The sequence below is a fragment of the Pantoea jilinensis genome (assembly GCF_019104105.1).
Lineage (GTDB): Bacteria > Pseudomonadota > Gammaproteobacteria > Enterobacterales > Enterobacteriaceae > Pantoea > Pantoea eucalypti.
In genome coordinates, this window is sequence record NZ_CP077747.1 from 40,979 (window position 1) to 63,292 (window position 22,314).

The following is a 22,314-nucleotide window of genomic DNA, read 5'->3' on the forward strand; positions in this document are numbered from 1 at the left end:
CAGTGCTGGCCAGGATTTTACCTGGCCTCTGACAGTTCAATGTCGTTAGTGCTGAATCTCAATCTGTTGCCAGCCTTGTTTGAACATACAGTCTTTCACCAATATGTCTCGCTGACTTTCATTAGCATCGCTGGTTGAGTAATTCGTATCAGTTGTCTTGTGTTTCTTGTCTTTTGAGGTGTATTTACCGCTAACGACATTGTCTGGCGGTAAATCCCTGAGTGCCTGAGCTTTACAGGCTGTTTCTGCCACGAACTCCTGCTGCTCAGATGCGTCAGGCTTGACCCATTTATACTGGACACATCCTGTCAGACAAAGGGTAAATAACATCAACATGAGTGGTTTCATCATCTGTTTCTCACTGCTTTCCGTCAGAGTCATAACGAAAAATGGGTAAAGAAACCGATCAGTCAAGCTGGCTGGTTTCCTCACCCTATAGAAGAGGAGCGTTATCTGATATTAAAATGTCAGGCCGCCACCAATGTAAGGCCCATCGATCAGGGTATGGCCCGGGCGTCCATCTTTGCCATCAACACCTGCATAACGGTAGCCGGCTTTCAAGACCAGCGGCCCCAGCGGTGACCAGCTTATGCCGGCGTTCGCTTCCACAAAATTCTTAACGCTGTTAGTCAGTTGTTCCGGAGCAGAATATCCCTCACCATAAATCGCAAAATCAGCGGGCAGATTGATTTTCACACCGCCACCGACAGGAAATGCGACGCCGTTATCCCCTTTCTTGCCACCAAGATAAGTGGCTTTGGCGCCAGCAGTCAGCATTACCGGACCAAGTTCAAGATTATAACCGGTACCCGCCTGACCAATCTGAACACCATCCGCCGTATTTTTGATCCACTGGCTATCCAGATAAATTCCGCTGGATGAGCGGCCAATTTCTGCGTCCAGCGCAGTGGTATTTTTACCTTGCTCCACATTCAAGCCAATGGCCATTGCAGACGAAGAGACGCACAGCAGCATACCCATGCTGATTACAGAAAGTTTCATTGTTCAGTTCCACTGCTTTTAAATTTTAAAATTAATGATTACGATTGCTGGCTGAATTGATTTATTTTTGTACAATTTCTTTAACGTCGTGCTGCTGCAACTGATGCATATTTCCGTCTGCATCTTTATACGAGATCATGCCAGTTTGTTTATCTTTGGCGGGTTTACCATGAGTCGTGATCATGTGCCCGTCATTGGTAGAGATGACATAATTGCTTGAGCAGGCGGTCATGGATATTACTGCAGCCGTCATCACAATAGCGCAGACGAATTTTTTGCCAGAATTGAAAGATGTCATTTCACTGTCCTGTCATTAGTTTTTAAGAAGATGTGGCATTATTAGCTAAAATTGTTAAACGACACGATAACAATTCCAGCCTTCGGAAAATTATCTGCCAAAAGACTGATGCAGATCAATTGTAATGTGTTGGGGTGTATGATGATTAAGCATGTTTTGTTAAAAAGCTGCAATAGAAAATCAAACATGTATTTGCGATAAATGAAACTTTCAATTCAGATAAAGAAAATCCTGAATGTGCATCTGATTATAAAATGAACGACGCACTATTTAAATAAGCTGAACTTAAATTTATAACCGCTTTTCTCAGATGATAAAAAATCGGGATGTGAAGGGAATAAGTGTTAGCCGTTCCACAGGAAAATGGAAAGTATAATTTATATTAAGTGATAAAAGAGCAATAACGCGACAGGTTAGTTACAACACCCTGTTAAATTAGTTTCAATAACACGAGAAGGCCTGCTGATTTTGTGTGTTTATTGACGTACTAAAAACAAAGTTATTCTGGAATTCCGAGTGCCTTTTGACTAGCCGCCCCCGCGCCCCGAAGGGGCGTACATAGACGTGATAGACTTATGTATGATGTAACTAATTTTCTGCAAGATCCTGTTTAAGTGCTATTGTTGGGTTCTGATTTTTCCCTTTAAATTGATGAATGTATTAACTTTTAGCAGCGATCCCGTAACTGTCCTCTAATCCTGAACAGCTACAACATTAAAACTTGCGTAAGGCTCATATCAGCAAACTATAAATACGTTCCAGCTAACTTCAACGGCGGTATAATCAGCCCTTAAACGCATAGGCCGTAGCCTCAAAGGGCATGTTTCGGTTTTGGCTCTGCCGTTTTATCAATGGGAGGATTAAGACTTGCTACATGCCATGATAATCAACCGTAAATGCCCTTGCAGCAAATAAAAGAGGGAAGATCAGTGTGTTTTTTCACTACTCAGAAACGATATCATCTGAATCGACAAAAACCACAGTTTTATAATCGGTAAGATTCTTTTACGAAGTCCAGTGAAGCTGGAGAAGCGTCATTTTTAACAGAGTGTCCGGGAATATTGTAGTGGTTACACATCCGTAATGCGCACTCCCCATAAATCAATACCGTGAACCGCTGGTGTATCCGCCATTTAAACTACGGTTATAGAGGATGAATTATAAAAATAACTTTTCAATAAAGCTCAAAGGTGGTTAAAAGACAAATTCCTCAGCCTTATTTCGAATGTAAGGCTGATGACGTTTATTGCCTCTCTGACCTCAATAGTGCAGTGGAGACGTCTGAAATGGCGCTGCCTGACCTGATAGATGGCTTAATGCTCAATTTACTGCATCATCCGAATGGTCTGTTTCAAATGCTAAGCTACTACCGGAACCTGATTAAGCCTACTTAGTTACTGTGTTCGGATACCCGTTTTTTACATCTCAAGGGTTCGTAAAAGCCAATCTCTGGATTTAGAGATGAGTGCAGGCAACCCTGAAAATTGCCAGATGTCACCTGAAGGACGGCATCGGCCACCATACCGCCCGCTGCAAATAAGCTAAAAATTATCGAGTGAAACTACCATCACCCACCTGCGCCTGTTCGTACCATGCCATCAGTTCCATGGTGCCAGGCTCATTCTCGGCGGGTGCCCATGGGGCAAGATCCTGTTCAGTAACTGGCTGGTAACCGCCATGCTTTACCTCAAAAATAACCCCGCCTTTATCCATGGAGAGTACCGCATGCCAGATGCCGGCATCCGTTTCGAGCACCTTGCACTCTTCACCCAGCATCACCCGCTGGGTCACATAACCATTGTCATCAAAATTTAATACCAGGAAGCGTCCTCGAAGAGGCATCAGCAATTCAAAAGTATGCGGATGGCGGTGTGGGCGCACATAAGTGCCCGGCTCCATAGCGATGGCCAGACGTTGAACCGGATCGCTTAATTCGGGATGTAGATTACGATTAGCTCGCAAGCGAGGAGAGTGTGCAGCCTGTTCGCTTTGTTTCTGGAGGTCACTCAACGTAATTTGTTTCATATAATCCTTATTGATCCAGGGCTGCTCTCTACCCCAAGGTTACCGTAAGATTTTGTGCCATTCATTATGGCCGAATAGCCTCTGTAGTTGCCTGACATTGTCACCGCTTATGATGCAGGTCTGACTCAGTGGCAACAAGCCATGATGTCTCTATTTACACGTATCAGGCCATCTCACCCGTCACCAGGCTCCTGTGAAAGGATACGTTTTCTTCCACATACGCATTGACGACATGTTTTCTCTCGATTGCTCATTCCAGATCAAAAAGCGAAACGCTTATCATTTATAAAATGAGTGCTTCTTACCTTGAGGCAGAGCGTGTTATGGCAATTAACATGGGCAGTACCTATCGAATTCTTGGCTATAAGCCGTCTGTAAATTTCGCCTGGCGTCAGAAATTACTGACGATGGGCATGCTTCCCGGCGCCGTTTTTGAGACGGTTCGCGTGGCGCCAATGGGGGACCCTGTGCAAATTCGCACGCGCCGTATCAGTCTGGCAGTTCGACAGCGGGACCTGTCCTCTATGATCCTGGAGGAAATCGTCTGATGAAAAAGATCACTATCGGGCTGATTGGAAATCCTAACACCGGCAAAACCACGCTATTTAATCAGCTTACCGGAGCCCGGCAGCAGGTCGGTAACTGGGCGGGTGTGACAGTTGAGCGTAAAGAAGGGCAATTTTTTTACTGCACAGTCAGATGTCAGGCTCATCGACCTGCCCGGAACTCGTTCGCTGACGACGCTGTCTGCTGAAAGCGCCATTGATGAGAGCATCGCCTGCCAGTATCTCTATCAGGATCACGCCGATATGGTGATTAACGTGGTCGATGCATCCAGTCTGGAAAGTAATCTGTTCCTGACCCTGCAGCTACTGGAGCTTGGCGTGCCCTGCATTATCGCCCTTAACATGCAGGACGTTGCCGCCAGTCAGAACATCACTACTGATATTCAGGCGTTATCTGCACGTCTTGGCTGTCCGGTTGTTTCCGTGACCTCAACCCGGGGCGATGGTATTGCCCAGCTCAAAACCCTGATCGATCAGGCTCATGTTTACTGCGCTCCGGAACGGGTGCGTTACCCGGCCGCGATTAACTCAGCAATTGAGCAGCTGTGTCTGCAAATGCCCGAAACGATAGCGCCTCAAAAACGTTACTGGCTGGCATTGCAGCTGCTGGAGGGTGATATTAACAGCCAGAAGCTTTGCCCGGAGCTGCTCCCGCATTTGCCTGAGATGATGAAGCAGGCGGGCAACGACACCGGCGTACAGATTGCCGATTACCGTTATCGTGCCATCAACGCACTTTGCGCAGCCGTGAGTAATATTCATCAGGTATTACCTGCCGGTCGGACCCGTCAGATTGATAGTATCGTGCTGAATCGCTGGCTGGGCATTCCGATATTCCTGGCAGTGATGTATGTGATGTTTGTGCTCTCAATTAATATCGGTGCCGCACTGCAGCCACTTTTCGACAGTGGTTCTGTGGCCATATTTATTCATGGCATGCAATGGCTGGGCTATGTCGGCCACTTCCCGGACTGGCTGACCGTTTTTCTGGCCCAGGGCATCGGATCCGGCATAAATACCGTGCTGCCGATCATTCCTCAGATTGGCCTGATGTTCCTGTTCCTTTCTTTTCTGGAGGATTCAGGCTACATGGCGCGCGCTGCTTTTGTGATAGATCGGCTTATGCAGTCGCTGGGCCTGCCGGGTAAATCCTTTGTGCCGCTAATCGTCGGCTTTGGCTGTAATGTACCGTCAGTCATGGGCACCCGGACACTCGACACACCGCGTGAGCGCTTGCTTACGGTCCTGATTGCACCTTTTATGTCGTGCGGGGCGCGGCTGGCGATTTTTGCGGTTTTCGCTGCAGCATTTTTTGACGCGCATAGCTCCAGCCTGGTTTTCTCACTCTATTTGCTGGGCATTGTTGTTGCGATCATCACCGGGTTGGTACTCAGGCACACCCTGCTGAGCGGGGAAGCATCCCCGTTTATCATGGAAATGCCGGTCTATCACCGGCCTCATCTGAAAAGTCTGCTGTTGCAGACCTGGCAGCGGCTGAAAATGTTTGTCGTCCGGGCCGGACAGGTCATCATTTTGGTGAGCATGCTGGTTGGCGTACTGAGCAGCTTTGCATTTAATGGCCAGCTGGTCGAAGACATTAACCATTCTGCACTGGCGGCATCCAGTAAAGCGATTACACCTGCGTTGTTGCCGATTGGTATCACTCAGGATAACTGGCAGGCGACCGTTGGACTGGTGAGTGGCATTATGGCTAAAGAGGTCGTGGTCGGCACACTCAACAGCCTTTACACCACTGAAGCGCTCCAGAACAACGCGTTTGATCCGCAGACTTTTAACCTTAAAGCTGAGCTGACCGATGCGCTGACACAGACCTGGGCGGGGTTAACAGCTGCATTGAGAATTGATGCACTGGCTCATCCCATCGATGCCAGCAAAGGTGATGGTGAGATGGCATCCGGCTCTATGGGCATCATGTCAGCCAAATTTGGCAGTGGCTTCGCCGCATACAGTTACTTAATCTTTGTCCTGCTCTATGTGCCCTGTGTTTCAGTCATGGGCGCTATTGCGCGCGAAGCCGGCAGAAAGTGGATGATGTTCTCATTCTTCTGGGGACTGAATATTGCTTACACCACGGCCACGCTGTTTTATCAGACCGTCACGTTTACCGAGCATCCTGCATTTAGCGCAACCTGCCTGATTGGCATACTGTTGCTTAACATGGTCATTCTGTTTGCACTGCGAAAAGCAGGAAGCCGGGTGCAGGCAATACCAGGCATGATGCAGGAGGGAAAGGGACGTTGTCACGGCTGCCACGGCAGCTGCGATAAACAGAAAGGCTACGCACAATAAAAAGAAACAACAGATTCAATTACTTTATCCGCTGGGTGACGGGCTTTTCAGCGCCACAGCGGATAAGTGACGTTGATGATATTGTTCAGACAGATGTAAGCTGAATTAAAGTTCATCTGGAGTGATGTAAACCGCCTGAGAAGACCTATTAACAACCCCTGTCAGGAGACATGATTTTCCAGTGTGGGAAGCTGATGTTATAGAAGGGTGTGATGCTGGCAGCATCCCTGATCCTGGCTTCTGAAGCGAAATCTTTTTCCAGAACAGATGAGCCTAAAACAGCATACCTGGTGAATAAATGCTTTAAATCAGCGAGATAATGGGAACAAAGGCCAGATAACGACCTATTCAGTACAGGCTTACACACAGGCTGTCCACTTTTTCTGTGGATAACTTTAGCCTGAATATAGCTTCAGATGGCCTTTTTAGAAGCTATCAGTCAGATAAGTCAGTGTCAGCATACTGGTCCATAAACTCTACCATTGCGCCTTTATGTGCATCCACATGACGGATATACCGCATCAGGGTTTCCGGTTTTTTCCATGTGCCTTCCTGCATAATACGGGCAATCGGATAACCATTATCCGCCATATCCTGAGCGGCACCCACCCTGGCACTGTGGCCACTCCAGCCACTGTAGCGATTTTTGTTAGCTTTCACCGCGCCAACGTTCCCAGCGCTGCGCCATGCACGGTTAAAGATCTGTTCCAGAGCCCGGGTACTCATTGGCTTTTCGGCAACCAGTACGCGGCCAGATCGATGAACTGCGGTAAACAGATAAGCATCGGGCTGATTAGAGAGTCCGGAGGCTTCTATCCACTGTTCCAGACGTTGGGTTGAGCGGGTGCCGAGCGCCTTGATTAATCCACCGGTCTGCACAATCGTTTTTGTCCAGGCAACATCCAGAATGATACGGCCATCAACGGCGTGCATCACATCACGCACCCTTAATCGCGACAGTTCACTGATACGGAGTAGCGTGGCATAGGCTACGTGTAAAAAGGCCAAATCGCGCACTAACTGAAGGTTTTCAGCTCCTGACCATTTTCCATCCAGTACCAGCAGGTCAGTAAGCCTGAAGGGAACAGCCTGGCCAGCACGTTCACCGTTCATCACGGCCACGCGATTTATCTTCTTTATGGTACGAAAAACCAAAGGAGATACATTCGGCACCGGCAATCCGGCGTTACGGTGTAACATCGAGATCAGGGCCGCGTGTGAAGTAATCGTTGAAGAAGCCCGACCACTTTGAGCAAGAAACGAGAGATAGTCGCGCAGGTCATCAGCGCTCATCGGCAGGAAGCTGCGCTGGTTATCTTCCGACCAGCGATTACAGATCCGCATGACGCTAATCAGCTGCCGCCAGGTGTTAGGTGAGAAAGCCTCTTTATCCTGGACGAATTGCCTGAGGCGTTCTGTGATGTCGCTGTTCGGATCCACACTCAAATAGGTGACAGGCTCTAACTCATTCATTTTGCTCACTTATCAACCAAAACATGTCCTGACAACGCTACGTGAATTCTGAGAAGTTAGCAGGGGGATTTACCTGCCAGAATTCACGTAGCGTTGTCATCTATCGGTGTGGCATTGTTATAGTTTCCATCATAACCCGGCAGCATCAGCCTGTCATAACTTCGTATAAGAATAATTATACGAAGTAAGAATGTCTGATACCGTTCAACGTATTGTTAGCCCTGCCGGGGGTGGGATCATGGGACGAGGAGATCTGCATCGCCTCATAGAGCAGTAAATCTCATACTCACTGAAGCATTTGTAGGTGCATCAGCTATGCGGCGAAAAATTGATGACTGTAAGTCATTAACGCTAATAAACATTCTGTAATACTGAATATTTAATTAATAACCCTATGAGCCATCATAAAAAAATAGTTGATAAAATTAAGGATGAAAACAGATTACAATTACGCTCTTGATTGAATTTATTTAATTATTCTATTGTCGCGCTAATGTGCAAAATAATTATGCGTTTTTCACATGGACTTGGATATTTCTTTATTACCTCACTTAGCACAGGCGGTGACTCCAGCCAATGGCGTGGTACAGCGATTACGCTGGAAAAAAATGAGGTGTCAAAATAATGAAAAAAAGTTTACTCGCACTGTGCCTGCTGGGCTTTATCACTGCACCAGCGATTACGTTAGCACAGCAACCGGTTACCTGTATAAAAGTGTCTGAACAGGATGTCGCCAGCCTGTTTGATAAATGGAACGATTCTCTGGCAACCGGCGACGCGACAAAAGTCTCTGAGTTATATGTCAGCGATGCCGTTTTACTGCCAACCATTTCAAATAAAGTACGATTAACCGATAAGGAACGTATTGATTATTTCAAAAACTTCCTGAAAAAAGGTCCAATCGGCAAAATCGATTCGCGCACCATCAGAATGGGTTGTAATAAGGCTATTGATACCGGCGTTTATACTTTCACCTTCAAGGACCATACGCACGTCACAGCACGTTATACGTTTACTTATGTCTGGGATGGTCAGGGCTGGAAGATTTCAACTCACCACTCCTCAGCAATGCCAGAGCCTGTGAGCCTGCCTTAACAGCACGTTCGGCAGGATGATAACCAGCTTCGCATTGCGAAGCTGGTTTTTTAACTCCGGCACTGCAGGATTATCATATAACTGCCCCCGTTCCCGGCAGGCAGTTAATTAATGACACAATCCAATTAAATTAATTGGACACCTGAAACTTATAAAAACCATTGGAGCTTAAAATCCTGGTGCGAATCTTTTTTTGCGGATTGCATCTGTAAAGCGAAAATAAACGCCAGATAGCGTTCGAATTAATTATCAGACTGAACGTTACTGCCGCACCCCATTTTCTATCGACAATATATTTAATCGCCGTTACCAATCTGCCAGATAAACGTCGGATCGTTACCGTTTACCTCCCAGTCACCCACGTTACGTATTTTGTAGATCACTGGATTATGTGATGAGACCGTCCGGGCATTGCGCCAGTGCCGGTCCAGCACCTTGCTGACACGGGTGTCGGAAGCGCCAAGGGCATTGAAGAATTCCGTAGCGGCACGCGTCACTAACTCAACCGCGACCACCTGCGCCCGGGCGGACTCCACCTCTGCCTGTACGTTAGCCGCGTGAAGCTCTGCTTCTTCAACACTGCTTTGTTGCAGTTCAAATGCCCGCTGTAATGAGTGGGTCGCCCGATCCACGGCGGTTTCAGCAGCCCAGGTCCAGCTGCTGATCTGACCGACCACCTGTAAAACCTGCACATCCTGTTTGACCTGAGACGCGTTGCCGTGGCTGTAAATCCTCTTACGGTGCGCAACACCCTGAGACACATCACGAACTATGGCCCGACCTATACCCGCCAGCGTGGCTAATAATACATGCTGATAAAATGCGGTCTGGTAACGAAAGCGCTCACTGAAATCATAAACGTGCGGCTGCTCCACATAGGCATGATTAAAGCGTGTTGTGCCGCTACCGGTCAGACGCTGCCCGAAGCCATCCCAGTCGTCATCACATTCCACCTCACTCTGATGGGTGTTTACCAGAGCAATCACGTCACGACCGTTGTCAGTACGCTTTGCATAGACATCAATCCAGTCCGCATAAAGTGTGCCGGTGCTGTAAAACTTTTCGCCACTGATCCGCCATCCTCCCTCTGTGGGTGAGACCTGAGTGTTGACCTCACCCAGCTTAACCGCCCCGATCTCGCTCCAGCCGCTACCCACCAACTCACCATCCACGAAACGTCGAAACCAGCGCCGCCGATCTTCACTTTCTGGCTGGTTCAGACGATCTTCGATAAAGGCAAAGTGCGCGCGCAGGGCCTGCGGCAGATTCGAATCAGCCTCGGCCAGGCCAGTCAGCAGGGAAAAGAGCTGCGGCAATGAAACACCAAAACCACCTTCCTCTTTTGGGATACGCAGGGTGCCGAATCGCGCCGCTTTCAGCCAGCGAATCGGCTCATGCAGCAGAGTGCGATCGGCTTCACGTGCGGCGGCACCCTCAGCAATGCGGATAAACAGTGGCCTGAACTGTTCGGTCAATGCGGCAAATTCAGTGCGACTTAATTCAGACATGATTTTCTCCTGATTCGGGGTGTTCATCAATGTCCTGTCGGGTCGGTTCAAACCGGATAATCAACAGGAAAATAATGGGAATAAGGGCGGCGAGAGATACGATCCAGAACATATTAGTGCCATAACGAGCCTGCAAAACTGGCAGGATAAACAACGCCAGCGCACTTCCGATGCCAGAGAGCGAGCGACTAAAACCAACACCGGTTGCACGAATGTGGGTCGGATAGGAGAGCGCCGGATAGATCATTAACTGCGCGCCAGGTCCAAATCCTTCGGCAAACAGCCAGAGTCCCAGCAACAATACAGCAAACACCACACCGAGGGTGGCCTGCGGATGACCGATCAGTGCCAGCGAAATCAACGCGATAAACTGCAGCGCAAAGCCGGCAATCGCTACATGCCGTGAAGGGAATTTCCAGGCCAGCCGCATGCCAAGCAAACCGCCGGTAAAAGCAAACAACGCATTCAGACCCAGCGAAGCGGAAATCGTCTCAAAGACGCCCGCCCCAAGGAACTGCGCCAGAATGGAGGGCAGGAAGAAAGCAATGGCAGTGTACTCAAACGAGATACAGACGTTCATCACTGCGCTGACGACGGTACGTTCCAGGTAAGGCTTCTGAAACAGTACGCGGATACGCACTTTCGGTGTCGCTTTAATAGTTTCGGCTTTAGCGGGCTGCTCCTCATGCGCAACAATGCCGTAGGAGTCACGCAGAATACGCACGGCACCGCTCAGATCGCCCTGATTAGCTGCCCACAGTGGTGACTCATTCATAAACTTACTGCGCACCGCGATAATCAGCAGCGCCGGTACGGCGCCAAACAGCAGCGAGGCACGCCACAGCCAGTCGATGTGTTCAGCGGGCAGCAGGAAATAGAGTGCAAAAATAATAAAGAAGCAGACTGATGAGGCGGCATACCACATCGGACACCACGCCGCGAGCCGCGACGCTTTGTTTCCCTTGCCGGAGAATTTAGAGAACTCCGCCAGATAAGCCATGGCCACCGGCAGATCGATTCCTACTCCGACTCCCATCAGAAAGCGCGCTCCGATCAACACCCAGACATTGGGTGCCAGGCCCGCAGCTATAGCCGAAACCACAAAGAACAGCATGTCCGCCATAAACACTGAGTAGCGGCCATATTTATCAGTCAGCCAGCCGCCGACCAGATTACCGACGATGGTGCCAATCATAATCGAAGAGGTCACCAGTCCGGTCAGGACTGGGGTTAAGCCAAACTCTTTCACTACATCGTCAATACCATAGGAGAGCGTGGTGAGATCGTAAGCGTCGAGAAACACGCCCCCCAGTGCCAGGAAAACGATCCAGCGGGCATAGCTATTTTTCGCTGTATGACTGTTGATAAGCCGGGCCACATCACTCACCGAACCAACCGGTGAGGAGTGAGGCGGCGGGGCGGTCAGGGTGTCGTCAATATTTAATGTACTCATCGTATCCTCGTTATTATATTCAGCAGGTAACGAGGGTTTTATAGGCATTTGCGGCCCAGCTAACAAGCAACAAATAAAGATAACTATTTCAATATATTCAATAAGTTATTCACTCAAACTAATCACGAAAAAAGCCGGATGAATAGCTGGATTCATCCGGTAAGAAGCAAAGCATTTGTGTTTTTAAAACCTGAAAATCACGGTTTACTGCCAGCCCATAAAGCGTGGGTTCAGGCGTGACACCAGGCAGTGAACGTCCCGTCTCATCCCGACATTTCGGCGCTGTTTATCTGCTGTTCTGTGTCCGCGGTCCGACGATAACCGGCTCCGGGATGCGGCAAGGCCAGTCGTGGCCCCTGTCCAAACAACTTTTCACGCAGCGTGCCGGGCTGATAGTCCTGTTTGTAGACGCCACGCTTTTGCAGTTCCGGCACCAGCAATTCCACCACATCGGTGAAGGTTTCATGGGTCACGGCGTAGGCGAGGTTAAACCCGTCAACGTCGGTTTCTTCAATCCAGCTCTGCAATTCATCAGCCACGGTTTCGGCGCTGCCTGCCAGCAGCGGACCAAAGCCGCCAATGCCCACCCAGTCTGCCAGACCCTGCACCGTCCACTGCCGATGAGGATCGGCAGTAGAGAATGTCTCAACCGCCGACTGAATGGCATTGGTATGGAGATGCTTCAGTACCTGATCCGGCTGATACTGCCCGAAATCGATACCTGTCCAGCCCGAGATCAGCGCCAGCGCGCCTTCGTAACTGACATAGCTTTTGTACTCCTGCCATTTCGCCTGCGCCGCCAGGTCGGTTTCACCCACAATAACCGTCTGCAGATTGAAGATCAGTATTGAACGCGGATCGCGTCCTGCCTCTGCTGCCCTTTGTCGAATATCCGCTACGGTTTTCTTTAGCAGCACTTTTGACGGTGCCGCGACAAATACACATTCAGCATGCTCCGCTGCAAAGGCTTTACCGCGGCTGGAGGCGCCGGCCTGATAAAGCACCGGCGTGCGCTGCGGTGACGGCTCGCAAAGATGAATGCCCGGCACCTGGAAAAACGTGCCCTGATGATTAATCGGATGGATTTTTTTAGGGTCGCTGAAAATTTGACGTTCACGATCACGCAGGACAGCACCGTCTTCCCAGCTACCTTCCAGCAGCTTATAGATGACCTGCAGATACTCATCGGCATAGTCGTAGCGCGCATCGTGGTCGGTCTGAGCCTGATGCCCGATATTGCGCGCACCACTTTCCAGATAGGAGGTCACAATATTCCAGCCAATGCGACCTTTGGTCAGATGATCCAGGGTCGAGATCCGCCGCGCAAACGGGTAGGGATGTTCAAAGGAGAGCGAGGCAGTCAGGCCAAAGCCCAGGTGTTCTGTCACCATGGCCATCGGCGTGATCAACGCCAGCGGATCGTTTACCGGCACCTGCGTAGCCTGACGGATAGCGGCATGGTTATTACCGTTGAGCACGTCATAGACACCCAGCACGTCAGCAATAAACAGCCCATCAAACTTACCGCGCTCCAGCAGCCGCGCTAAATCGGTCCAGTACTCCAGGTCTTTGTACTGCCATGAGCGGTCACGGGGATGCGCCCACAAGCCGGGTGACTGATGACCGACACAGTTCATATCGAAAGCATTCAGGCGAATTTCACGTTGCGATGACATAGCGACTCCTGAGCGGATGCGGCAATCGCTTGCCGCCCACTATTAATAATGTGGTTTAAGGTCGGGGATTTAGTAAGTCAGTGAGCCAGGACATCGCTCGCTGAGCGACAGCGGCGAGGTGCTAAGCAGTTGCCGTGCGACAGATTCAGCATGTTCCGCCACCTGCGGTAATCCCATCAGCTCGCCAAAACGACCCCGAGCGGCAGGCCCGGCGACGTAAAGACTGGAATTCGCTTCACCGTTAACATTCAGCGTCTGTGACAGCGCATTAACATGGATTCCCAGCGCCAGCGGATCGGGCTGAATCACGCCGTCACTCTGCAGCTGTCTCAACAGCGCGTTGCTGTTAAGCAAAGCGTTGTGCGCGGGGCCGGTGGTGACAATCACTTTCTCCACCTCGAGCATATGCGATTGCGCGCCACGCAGGCGCAGCGTCAGCCGGAGCGTTTCGCCACCCGATTCGGCTGCGATCAGGCGCGCCGCCAGCAACGACAGCTGACCGCTGGCCTGCTGCTGGCTGAGAACCTGGCTCACCTGCGGTGCAATCCGGTAGCGATGGACGTCCCACCAGGGGCGAAGATGATGCAGAAAGCGTTGCTGCTCGTGCAGCGACAGACTCTGCCAGATGCGCTGACCGTTACGGCGGATGTCATCCAGTACCAGCTGCCAGGGCAGATTCATCGCCGCCGCATTTCTGACTTCCTGACGCACCCGATGTAACCAACTGCGCGCGGTAGCAGTCTGCGGCTGACTGTAATCCAGCGTGTAGTTCTCTGAACTGCCACTGAGGTTTGCACGCGGAAGCTGTCCACGGCGGGAGAAAGCGGTGATCGCTCCACGATGCTTCTGACGATGTAGCGACGCCACCACATCTGACATCGTCAGACCTGACCCGATGATTGCGACCCGATCGTAAGGGGCGACTTGTGCCAGCGCATCGCTCTGCCACGGATTAGCAATCAATCCCGGATGGTCCTGAAGCGACTTCAGCAGAACAGGAAGGTCCGGCGGTGGATGGCTGATCGCCAGCACGACCTGATCGGCCCGGATCTGCTGCCCTGAAGCCGTGGTCACCACCCCATTCTTAAAAGCGACCGCACTGTCACGAAGATGGTTAAGTTTTACTGGTGAGCGCTGCTGTTGAGACTCAAACTGCGCATTGACCCAGCGACCAAACTCACCACGTTGCGGATAGACGTTATCGTCATGCCAGAGTGCCTGCGGATCGGCGCTAAAAGCCGGTGATGCGCGATAGTCGCGGTCGAATGCGCCCTCGTCATCACCTGCCAGCTGCATTCTGGCGGCTGGCACATTAATGCGGTGAGCTGGATCGGTAGTGCCATATGCCACGCCCTGCGCAAGCTGCGCGCGCGGTTCAATGACCGTTACCTGCAATCCCGACTCACCCAGCCGGGCCAGATGGATCGCCAGCGCGGTACCGGTGAACCCACCGCCGATAATGACAATCTGCTGTTGTAACATACACAAGCCTTCTCTTCTTTTAACTGGCTAACTGGCGCTGGCCTGTTTGTCAGGACGACGGTCACCGCCAATGGTTTCACCAAACGGACCTGTGTTCACGCTGCGCTGTTTCTTTTCGGTGTTGGCGGCCAGCGGCAATAGCGGCATCACCAGTTCAGCAAAGCGGTGTGCCTCTTCGAGATGCGGATAGCCCGAGAAAATAAAGTTCCCGATGCCCAGCGCCTGATACTCCCGGATGCGATCGGCAACCTGCTGCGGATTGCCCACCAGCGCGGTTCCGGCACCGCCGCGCACAAGACCGACGCCTGCCCAGAGATTAGGGGCGATGCGCAGGCTCTCTCGCGAGCCCTGATGTAATGCACTCATCCGTGCCTGTCCGGCTGAATCCATACGCGCAAAGATTTTCTGCGCGGCGGCGATAGTCTCTTCATCCAGATGAGAGATCAGCCGATCCGCAGCCGCCCAGGCCTCCTCTTCGGTTTCACGGACAATGACATGCAACCGGATGCCATAAGAGAGAGTACGGCCGCTCTCCTGCGCCCGTTGACGCACCACCGCCAGCTTTTCCGCCACCTGTTCAACCGGCTCGCCCCATGTCAGATAGGTGTCGATCTGATTCGCTGCAACATCGATTGCCGCATCCGACGATCCACCAAAATAGAGCGGCGGCCCCTTTTCCTGCACCGGCGGGAAGAGAATTTCTGCGCCTTCTACGCGGATATGCTCGCCCGCAAAGTCGACCTTCTCGCCTTTCATCAGGCGGGAGTAAACCTCAAGAAACTCCCGGGTCACTGTATAACGCTCTTCATGGCTCAGAAAGATACCGTCACCTTTGTTCTCCACCGGATCGCCACCTGTAACCACGTTAATCAGCAGACGTCCGCCGGATAGACGATCCAGCGTGGCCGCCATCCGCGCCGCCAGGCTCGGCGGTTGCAGACCAGGGCGAACCGCCACTAAATAGCGCAGCGTTTTGGTGACCGGCGCCAGGGCCGAGGCAACCAGCCATGAATCCTCGCAGCTTTTACCGGTCGGGATTAATACACCGTAGTAGCCCAGATTATCTGCCGCCAGCGCAATCTGCTGTAAATAGGGTAAATCAACCGCTCTGCCGCCTTCTGTGGTGCCCAGATAGCGCCCATCACCGTGGGTGGGCAGAAACCAGAAAAGGTTAAGATTTTCCTTTGTCGCATGGCTCATTAGCAGATTCCTTTATAACGATATTTTAATTTATTACATAGGGACTAACGCTTTGGTTATATCGCTATTTGCAGAATGTGTGCCAGTGTGTATTTTGTTTTTTTATCATTAAAATTCAATTGGTTATAGCAAACAGGAATTGCGCTATCCTGCTGCATTTGCGGCAGATAAAGCTGCAGACTGCTGCAATGGCAACAACCCGGCTCGTTTCGCCCCCTCGTTTCCGCCACTGCCACGCGGTATGGTCATGGCTTTCCTGTTAATCCGGTAAACAAGATGCAGATATCCAGCCCTGAGTTAATTGATCCCGCATCGCGCGCCTTTAAAAGCGTACTGGATCAGCTCGCGCCTACCGATGCAACGGTATTGATCATCGGTGAAACCGGCACCGGCAAAGAGGTGATGGCGCGCTATCTGCATCATCATAGCGCCCGCAGCCGGCAGCCATTTCTGGCGGTCAATTGCGGGGCACTCACCGAGAGCCTGGCGGAGTCAGAGCTGTTCGGTCATGAGAAAGGGGCCTTTACCGGCGCGCAGGATCGCCATCGTGGCTGGTTTGAAGCAGCAGAAGGCGGCACGCTGCTGCTGGATGAAGTCGGTGAACTCAGTCCGTCGCTGCAGGTGAAGCTCCTGCGCGTACTACAGGAGCGCGAGATCACTCGCGTGGGCTCGTCTAAAGCGATAAAGGTCAATGTGCGGGTAATTGCGGCCACCAGCCGGGATCTGGCTGTGGCGATTCGTGAACGGCGGTTCCGGGAAGACCTCTACTACCGTCTCAATGTCGCCAGCGTCACACTGCCGCCGCTGCGCCAGCGCTGCGAAGATATTCCGGTGCTGGCCAGCCATTTTCTGCAACTCTATGCGCGACGTCTGGGACGTCCTCAGTTACGGCTGAGTGAAGATGCTGTCGCCACGCTAATGAACTACAGCTGGCCGGGTAACATCCGTGAGCTGGAGAACACGCTGCACAATGCGGTGCTACTCAGCAGGACCTCGCTGGTCACGCCGCAACAGCTGCGGCTGAACGCCATTGCTGGCAGCGATTTACCCTCCGGAGAAGAGGCGCTCGACCAGTTTTTACGTCAGCAGATGCAGCAGAGTGACACGCCACTCTATCCACGAGTGATCGCCGCGCTGGTAAAAAATGCGCTGGAACTCACGCAGGGTAATCAGTTACAGGCGGCCGCGCTGCTGGGCATCAGCCGTCATACACTGCGTACCCAGCTGGGGCATCTGGGTGTGATTAAACCCCGCCGTACCTCATTGCGTCAGCGCGAGGCCTCTCCTCATCATCAGCCTCAGCAGGAGCGTGAACTGCGTATCGGTTATCAGAAGTTTGGCAACCTTGGCATTCTGAAAGCGCGTCAGTCGCTGGAGCAGCAGCTGAGCGATCAGGGCGTCAGCGTGCTGTGGAGCGAGTTTCCAGCGGGTCCACAGCTCCTCCATGCGCTGAGCAATAAGGAGGTCGATTTCGGGACCACCGGCGAAGTTCCTCCCTTGTTTGCGCAAGCCAGCAACAGCCCGATGGTCTACGTCGCCTGGGAACCTGCCGCTCCGCAGAGCGTGGCGCTGCTGGTACCCACCAGTAGCCCGGTTCAGCAGATTGGCGATCTCAGAGGCAAACGCATCGCCGTGAATCGTGGTTCTAATGTCCACTATCTGCTGCTGCAAATCCTGGATGAGGCGGGATTAGCGCTGGATGAGGTGCGCATTGTCTATGCACCCCCCAAATATCCACTGACGCCCAGCGACCTCAGCGCGGTAGATGCCTGGATGATGTGGGATCCGCTCCTCAGTGATGCGGAGAACAGCGGACAGTTCAGGGTGATAGCGGATGGCACTGGCCGGGTCAATAATCATCAGTTTTACCTTGCCGAACGCGGATTTGCGGCGCAGTCGGGCGATCTGTTGCAGATCCTGCTCACCGCCCTGGAACAGACGGGCCGCTACATTGATGCACACCATACTAAAGCCGCCGCGTTGCTCTCCAGCGAACTCGGCATTTCTGCGACCTCACTAATGCACGCCTTAGCCCGGCGCAGCCATCAGACTCAGCGAATGAACCTGGCCATCATCCGGGAACAGCAAACCATCGCTGACCGCTTTTATGCGCTGGGGTTATTCAGTCGGGCCATTCGCGTACGCGAGTCAGTCTGGCATCCATAGCGTTTTTTTAGCTAAGCATCGAACATTTCCTCGCTAAGCGCTTCAATCCGCGTTTGTTATGTTGCGCTGACAACAAACAAACTCAGGAATGAGAAATGAAAAAAGTTTTATTCAGCGCAATGATTATTGCCGCCCAGGCGGGTTTTGCATTTAACGCCCAGGCAGCTGCAGAGAAACCCGATACAGTGAATATCGGTTTTCAAAAAGCCAATATCTTCGCGCTGCTGAAGTATCGCGGCACGCTGGATCAGGAATTTAAGAAGCAGGGGATTGCGGTGCACTGGATTGAGTTCCCGGCCGGGCCGCAGATGCTGGAGGGCTTAAACATCGGCAGTATCGATCTGGCCGCCACCGGCGATGCGCCACCGACATTTGCCCAGGCCGCACAGGCCGATCTGGTTTATCTGGGACACTCGCCAGCTAACCCTAAAACCGAAGCGATTGTGGTGCCTGCAGACTCCCCGATTAAAAGCGTGGCGGATCTTAAAGGCAAGCGGGTGGCGCTGAATAAAGGCTCTGACGTTAACTATTTGTTGGTCACGGCGCTGGAGAAGGCAGGGCTGAGCTACAAGGACATTACACCCGTCTATCTGCCGCCTGCCGATGCGCGCGCGGCCTTCCAGCGTGGCGCGGTGGATGCCTGGGTTATCTGGGATCCTTACTACGCCGAAGTGGAAACCACCGCTAAAGCCCGGCTGATTAAAAATGCCGAGGGACTGGTGCCGCACTACACCTTCTATCTTGCCAGTCGCAAGTTCGCAGATACTTATCCTCAAATCGCCGCTCAGGTGGTGGATGAGCTGGACACGCTGAGCTCGTGGGCCAATCAGCATCATGAAGAGGCGGCTAAAATAATGTCCTCCTCAACCGGTCTGCCCCAGCCGATCTGGCAGCAGGCGCTGGCAAGGATGCCGTTTGGTGCAGAGCGGATGACGCCTGAAGTCTTTACGCAGCAGCAGGCACTGGCGGATACCTTTACCCGGATTGGTCTGTTACCGGTGAAGGTGGATATCCGCAGCGCGACCTGGTCGCTGGATAAGAAGTAAGTAAGGGCCGGGCGTAGTTTGGGTTGAGCGAATTGAAGTCGGTGATTATGTCTGCTTGCCCTTTATATGCCGGCGGCGGATTCTGCGAAAATTACGAGAAAGGATTAACCGGTTAGGGTCTGACGGCAAATCCGGGTTCGGCTGGTGCCGCCTATGGCTTTGCGGCGATGAGCGAATGAGTGGGGGACTGGCGGAGTGACATCGCGTTCCCTTTGCTGATTTTACCTGTCTGGTATTGCCGCCGGATGCATCAGAAAAGGAGGAAGACGACGTTATGCTTACAGACAAACATAGCCACGAGGATAACGCCATCACGTTGAATAGCCTTGTCGCATCAACTAAAACCACGGGCGGTATTGGTACGGCAGGCGTTTGTTGTTCCTCAGAAACCCGGAAGAGCAATCGATCCGGCTAAAGAAGGTAAAGTGCATTTCGATTAAGAATCGCCCAGCCGGGCATCCTGTTTAACATAATTAGTATTATGCGCATAACTAATTTCCTGAATCGCATCAGGTTTTCTAGTTTGATTTCTAACTATCGCAGCACCCGATATTGAGCAATCCTCATCAGTATTCTACCTTCAGAGAGCGTCTTTAACGCCTCACCTATCACATCCATTAAACCAACCGGAGGCACGATGACCGACAGTCACAACCCCGCACCCTACAGCGGCACCCTGTTTTTTGATGTCAATGAGACCCTGCTGGATACCACTGAGCTGAACCGGGTTGTCGCGCAGCGACTCGGTGACCGACCGGAACGTGCTGAGGCCTGGTTTACCTCGTTGTTACATCATTCACTCGTGGAGTCGGTGACCGGCAGTTGGCATAACTTTGGTGATATTGCCGAAGCAGTGCTGCAGATGACCGCCACACGCTATGGTATTACTCTGCCTGCAGACGCAACACCGCTGGCTGACATTATCGCAGCCATGCCAGCCCATCCTGATGTCGCCGCAGGACTGAGTGCTCTGCAGCAACAGGGATTTACACTGGTCGCGCTGACCAACTCTTCTGCGGCACTGGCCGAAAAGCAGCTCAGTTCTGCCGGACTGGCTCGGCTGTTCACGCGTATTCTCAGTGTGGAACAGGTGCAGGTTTATAAACCCGATCTGAAAGTGTATCAGTGGGCAATGCAGGAAATGGATCAGCCTGCATCACAGTGCATGATGGTGGCCGCTCATGGCTGGGATGTGGGTGGAGCAAAACGCGCAGGAATGAAAACCGCATTTGTTACCCGCAAAGGACAGGCACTTTACCCGCTGGCACCTGCACCGGATTTGATTGTCAGCGATATAGGTGCGCTGGCCACAAAACTTAAACCGCTCTGCTAAATGCAGTGCTCAGCGACCTCACATGACACCTGAATACTTAGTCTGTGTGGGTCTCAAACGCTGACCTGACCGCTTCCACAATCCGTTGTGCAGTAGTTGTATCGTCCAGCAGCGGGAACGTTTTTTTGAGCTTGCCAGAAATCTGCCAGCCATTTTCTTTCAGCGAACGGATAATACGACTGGCGTCCTGATCAGGCATCTCAACGACCTCCTTCAGCTGCTGTTGAGCGCGCTGAAATATCACCAATACGCGCGCTTCATCAGCCATTTCAGTCCGGACCGTGTGCTCGATGACTCTGCAGGTATAGAGCACATGCTCGGTTAAGTCGGGATAACGCCAGGCGAAACGGGCATCCTCATACTCGGTGAAAGTGAAATTGCTCCGCGTGCCATCTTCATAGGTTTTCAACTCGCCAAACCGATAGCAGCCTGCATAGCGCCGCATTAGCCGTTTAGAAAATACGTCCAGCGTGCGATCGTAACCGACCCGAAAATCCATCGAACTGGTAATGGTGGCTGAAACTGGCAGGATCACGCCATCCGGTATCGCCCCATCTCGAATCAATGTGTCATTGATTAAAAAACGGTGGATGCGGCCATTGCCGTCGCGCATCGGATGGATATAGACGAAGCCAAACGCGATAACCCCCGCACGAGCCAGCGGTGCGGCCCCCCGCGTAGCCTGTTCAAAGACTTTAAGCCCATTCATAAAGCGCGGAACGTCATCATAGTGTGGTGCAATATAGTGGACGATATCTTCACGCATGGTCGACTGTCCGACAAACACGGGCGAACGTCGCAGCCCCAATCCCAGCGCATCCTGGCCAAGAATGCCCTGCTGTATGGTATGCAGGCTGGCATCGCTGAGTGGATCCTCAAGCTGGCCGCAATACTGCGCGATAACGTGGGCAAATCGCTGGATACGATCGCCCTGGTCCGCCTCTTTCTCAATCAGGAAACTGGCACGTGACTCTTTAAATGTCAGCCAGCTGGCGGTGCGCATCAGAATATCCGCGCCAAAGGTGTTATCCAGATCATGCAAAGCATCGTTGAGATCGAACGTGAGCGCCTGCTCAATGGCTGCGGTTCTGCGTACCAGTGGGCAGAAATCAGCGGATCCTGGCAGATTATTATTGATGCGCCAGCGCCTGTTACGGTTCACGGTCGTTCGGGTCAGATACGCTTTGGATGAAATCGCCTCAACATAGCCTCCGTTGGTGACGTCCGGTACCTGTAAGGTATTACCAGTCAGCCATTCATAGAGAAAGCCGGCCCGTCGCGCATACTGTCCGAACGGTTCCTGCCGACACCACGCTTCCAAAGGTTGTGGTCCGATGGTCGTAAACAGGCGTGCGAAAAACTCCAGATGGATCTCTTCGTACTTGAGACCAAAGGCAAAGTGACCCGCAAAATCATCTTCCGGCTGATAGCCTGGTGGATAATGATTTTCTACCTGTCCCTGGCCCTCATGATGTGAGCGTACCGTTCCGATAGCTGACTTCACGCGTAAGGGCTGCGCCAGTTTGATAGCATAACGTTCGCACAGTGCGCTAAAGCCAACCAGCATGTCGAATCCTTTATCCGTCGCCCGAAAACGATAACAAAATGGATATTTATCATGAAAACGCTAAACAATCCATCATGACGGCATTAACTACCGCCCGGAAACGTTAATAAAAAC

The 22,314-nt window shown here is 51.9% G+C and carries 16 protein-coding genes and 2 pseudogenes; 7 read left to right on the forward strand and 11 right to left on the reverse strand.

Features of this window, described 5'->3' with window-relative positions; all coding sequences use genetic code 11:
* Positions 1-45: 45 nt before the first annotated feature.
* The 4 genes from KTJ90_RS19055 to KTJ90_RS19070 all read right to left on the reverse strand — a co-directional run bounded on the left by KTJ90_RS19055 (position 46) and on the right by KTJ90_RS19070 (position 3,325).
* Positions 46-351 carry a hypothetical protein gene (locus tag KTJ90_RS19055; protein ID WP_008926834.1) on the reverse strand — a complete coding sequence of 102 codons (306 nt, stop codon included), beginning with the start codon at positions 349-351 and terminating at the stop codon, positions 46-48.
* Between the two features lie 108 nt (positions 352-459).
* Positions 460-1,002 carry a YfaZ family outer membrane protein gene (locus KTJ90_RS19060; protein ID WP_003850534.1) on the reverse strand — a complete coding sequence of 181 codons (543 nt, stop codon included), beginning with the start codon at positions 1,000-1,002 and terminating at the stop codon, positions 460-462.
* 61 nt (positions 1,003-1,063) lie between these two features.
* The gene (locus KTJ90_RS19065) at positions 1,064-1,300 is read right to left on the reverse strand and encodes a YgdI/YgdR family lipoprotein (RefSeq protein ID WP_003850536.1); all 237 of its coding nucleotides are present in this window, start codon (positions 1,298-1,300) and stop codon (positions 1,064-1,066) included.
* 1,548 nt (positions 1,301-2,848) lie between these two features.
* Positions 2,849-3,325, reverse strand: coding sequence for a WbuC family cupin fold metalloprotein (locus KTJ90_RS19070; protein WP_003850539.1), 477 nt, complete (start codon positions 3,323-3,325; stop codon positions 2,849-2,851).
* Between the two features lie 323 nt (positions 3,326-3,648).
* Here KTJ90_RS19070 and KTJ90_RS19075 point away from each other — a divergent pair, with 323 nt between their 5' ends.
* A complete protein-coding gene (locus KTJ90_RS19075; protein ID WP_008926832.1) occupies positions 3,649-3,873 on the forward strand; it encodes a FeoA domain-containing protein in 225 nt (74 codons plus the stop codon).
* A pseudogene (gene feoB, locus KTJ90_RS19080) lies at positions 3,873-6,201 on the forward strand (Fe(2+) transporter permease subunit FeoB). Before KTJ90_RS19075 ends, feoB begins: the two are co-directional and overlap by 1 nt.
* Positions 6,202-6,636: 435 nt before the next feature.
* On the opposite strand, the gene KTJ90_RS19085 reads toward feoB, so the two are convergent.
* Positions 6,637-7,674: a tyrosine-type recombinase/integrase gene (locus KTJ90_RS19085; RefSeq protein WP_008926830.1), complete on the reverse strand. Its 1,038-nt coding sequence runs from the start codon at positions 7,672-7,674 to the stop codon at positions 6,637-6,639.
* A 624-nt stretch (positions 7,675-8,298) separates the two neighbouring features.
* Here KTJ90_RS19085 and KTJ90_RS19090 point away from each other — a divergent pair.
* Positions 8,299-8,769 carry an SgcJ/EcaC family oxidoreductase gene (locus KTJ90_RS19090; RefSeq protein ID WP_312041309.1) on the forward strand — a complete coding sequence of 157 codons (471 nt, stop codon included), beginning with the start codon at positions 8,299-8,301 and terminating at the stop codon, positions 8,767-8,769.
* A 296-nt stretch (positions 8,770-9,065) separates the two neighbouring features.
* On the opposite strand, the gene KTJ90_RS19095 is transcribed toward KTJ90_RS19090, so the two are convergent.
* The 5 genes from KTJ90_RS19095 to ssuD form a co-directional block, all read right to left on the reverse strand.
* Positions 9,066-10,277, reverse strand: coding sequence for an acyl-CoA dehydrogenase family protein (locus tag KTJ90_RS19095; protein ID WP_499026708.1), 1,212 nt, complete (start codon positions 10,275-10,277; stop codon positions 9,066-9,068).
* Positions 10,270-11,730 carry an MFS transporter gene (locus tag KTJ90_RS19100; protein ID WP_499026711.1) on the reverse strand — a complete coding sequence of 487 codons (1,461 nt, stop codon included), beginning with the start codon at positions 11,728-11,730 and terminating at the stop codon, positions 10,270-10,272. The genes KTJ90_RS19095 and KTJ90_RS19100 overlap by 8 nt, the downstream gene beginning before the upstream one ends.
* A gap of 263 nt (positions 11,731-11,993) precedes the next feature.
* Complete coding sequence (locus KTJ90_RS19105; RefSeq protein WP_003850548.1) at positions 11,994-13,406, reverse strand: LLM class flavin-dependent oxidoreductase; 1,413 nt, start codon at positions 13,404-13,406, stop codon at positions 11,994-11,996.
* 69 nt (positions 13,407-13,475) lie between these two features.
* Positions 13,476-14,888 carry an FAD/NAD(P)-binding protein gene (locus tag KTJ90_RS19110; protein ID WP_499026716.1) on the reverse strand — a complete coding sequence of 471 codons (1,413 nt, stop codon included), beginning with the start codon at positions 14,886-14,888 and terminating at the stop codon, positions 13,476-13,478.
* Between the two features lie 27 nt (positions 14,889-14,915).
* Positions 14,916-16,088 (reverse strand): FMNH2-dependent alkanesulfonate monooxygenase, encoded by a 1,173-nt coding sequence (ssuD, locus tag KTJ90_RS19115; RefSeq protein ID WP_008926825.1) that lies wholly within the window; start codon positions 16,086-16,088, stop codon positions 14,916-14,918.
* 276 nt (positions 16,089-16,364) lie between these two features.
* Here ssuD and KTJ90_RS19120 point away from each other — a divergent pair, with 276 nt between their 5' ends.
* From KTJ90_RS19120 to KTJ90_RS19135, 4 genes and pseudogenes are all read left to right on the forward strand, one after another.
* Entirely contained in the window at positions 16,365-18,254 is a 1,890-nt protein-coding gene (locus KTJ90_RS19120) for a sigma-54-dependent Fis family transcriptional regulator (protein WP_499026718.1), read from the forward strand.
* 119 nt (positions 18,255-18,373) lie between these two features.
* A complete protein-coding gene (locus KTJ90_RS19125; protein WP_262405305.1) occupies positions 18,374-19,300 on the forward strand; it encodes a sulfonate ABC transporter substrate-binding protein in 927 nt (308 codons plus the stop codon).
* A 22-nt stretch (positions 19,301-19,322) separates the two neighbouring features.
* Positions 19,323-19,737: pseudogene (locus KTJ90_RS19130) on the forward strand (MDR/zinc-dependent alcohol dehydrogenase-like family protein); the annotation flags it as partial.
* 200 nt (positions 19,738-19,937) lie between these two features.
* Positions 19,938-20,633, forward strand: coding sequence for a haloacid dehalogenase type II (locus tag KTJ90_RS19135; RefSeq protein WP_008926822.1), 696 nt, complete (start codon positions 19,938-19,940; stop codon positions 20,631-20,633).
* Between the two features lie 37 nt (positions 20,634-20,670).
* Here KTJ90_RS19135 and KTJ90_RS19140 read toward each other — a convergent pair whose 3' ends face one another.
* A complete protein-coding gene (locus KTJ90_RS19140; RefSeq protein WP_110412136.1) occupies positions 20,671-22,200 on the reverse strand; it encodes a Fic family protein in 1,530 nt (509 codons plus the stop codon).
* Positions 22,201-22,314: the final 114 nt, after the last annotated feature.

Coding starts and splice junctions, on each gene's coding strand:
- KTJ90_RS19090 (WP_312041309.1), top strand. CDS start 8,299: ATGAAAAAAAGTTTACTCGCACTGTGCCTGCTGGGCTTTATCACTGCA.
- KTJ90_RS19120 (WP_499026718.1), top strand. CDS start 16,365: ATGCAGATATCCAGCCCTGAGTTAATTGATCCCGCATCGCGCGCCTTT.
- KTJ90_RS19135 (WP_008926822.1), top strand. CDS start 19,938: ATGACCGACAGTCACAACCCCGCACCCTACAGCGGCACCCTGTTTTTT.
- KTJ90_RS19125 (WP_262405305.1), top strand. CDS start 18,374: ATGATTATTGCCGCCCAGGCGGGTTTTGCATTTAACGCCCAGGCAGCT.
- KTJ90_RS19095 (WP_499026708.1), bottom strand. CDS start 10,277: ATGTCTGAATTAAGTCGCACTGAATTTGCCGCATTGACCGAACAGTTC.
- KTJ90_RS19055 (WP_008926834.1), bottom strand. CDS start 351: ATGATGAAACCACTCATGTTGATGTTATTTACCCTTTGTCTGACAGGA.
- KTJ90_RS19100 (WP_499026711.1), bottom strand. CDS start 11,730: ATGAGTACATTAAATATTGACGACACCCTGACCGCCCCGCCGCCTCAC.
- KTJ90_RS19085 (WP_008926830.1), bottom strand. CDS start 7,674: ATGAATGAGTTAGAGCCTGTCACCTATTTGAGTGTGGATCCGAACAGC.
- ssuD (WP_008926825.1), bottom strand. CDS start 16,088: ATGAGCCATGCGACAAAGGAAAATCTTAACCTTTTCTGGTTTCTGCCC.
- KTJ90_RS19105 (WP_003850548.1), bottom strand. CDS start 13,406: ATGTCATCGCAACGTGAAATTCGCCTGAATGCTTTCGATATGAACTGT.
- KTJ90_RS19075 (WP_008926832.1), top strand. CDS start 3,649: ATGGCAATTAACATGGGCAGTACCTATCGAATTCTTGGCTATAAGCCG.
- KTJ90_RS19065 (WP_003850536.1), bottom strand. CDS start 1,300: ATGACATCTTTCAATTCTGGCAAAAAATTCGTCTGCGCTATTGTGATG.
- KTJ90_RS19070 (WP_003850539.1), bottom strand. CDS start 3,325: ATGAAACAAATTACGTTGAGTGACCTCCAGAAACAAAGCGAACAGGCT.
- KTJ90_RS19060 (WP_003850534.1), bottom strand. CDS start 1,002: ATGAAACTTTCTGTAATCAGCATGGGTATGCTGCTGTGCGTCTCTTCG.
- KTJ90_RS19110 (WP_499026716.1), bottom strand. CDS start 14,888: ATGTTACAACAGCAGATTGTCATTATCGGCGGTGGGTTCACCGGTACC.
- KTJ90_RS19140 (WP_110412136.1), bottom strand. CDS start 22,200: ATGCTGGTTGGCTTTAGCGCACTGTGCGAACGTTATGCTATCAAACTG.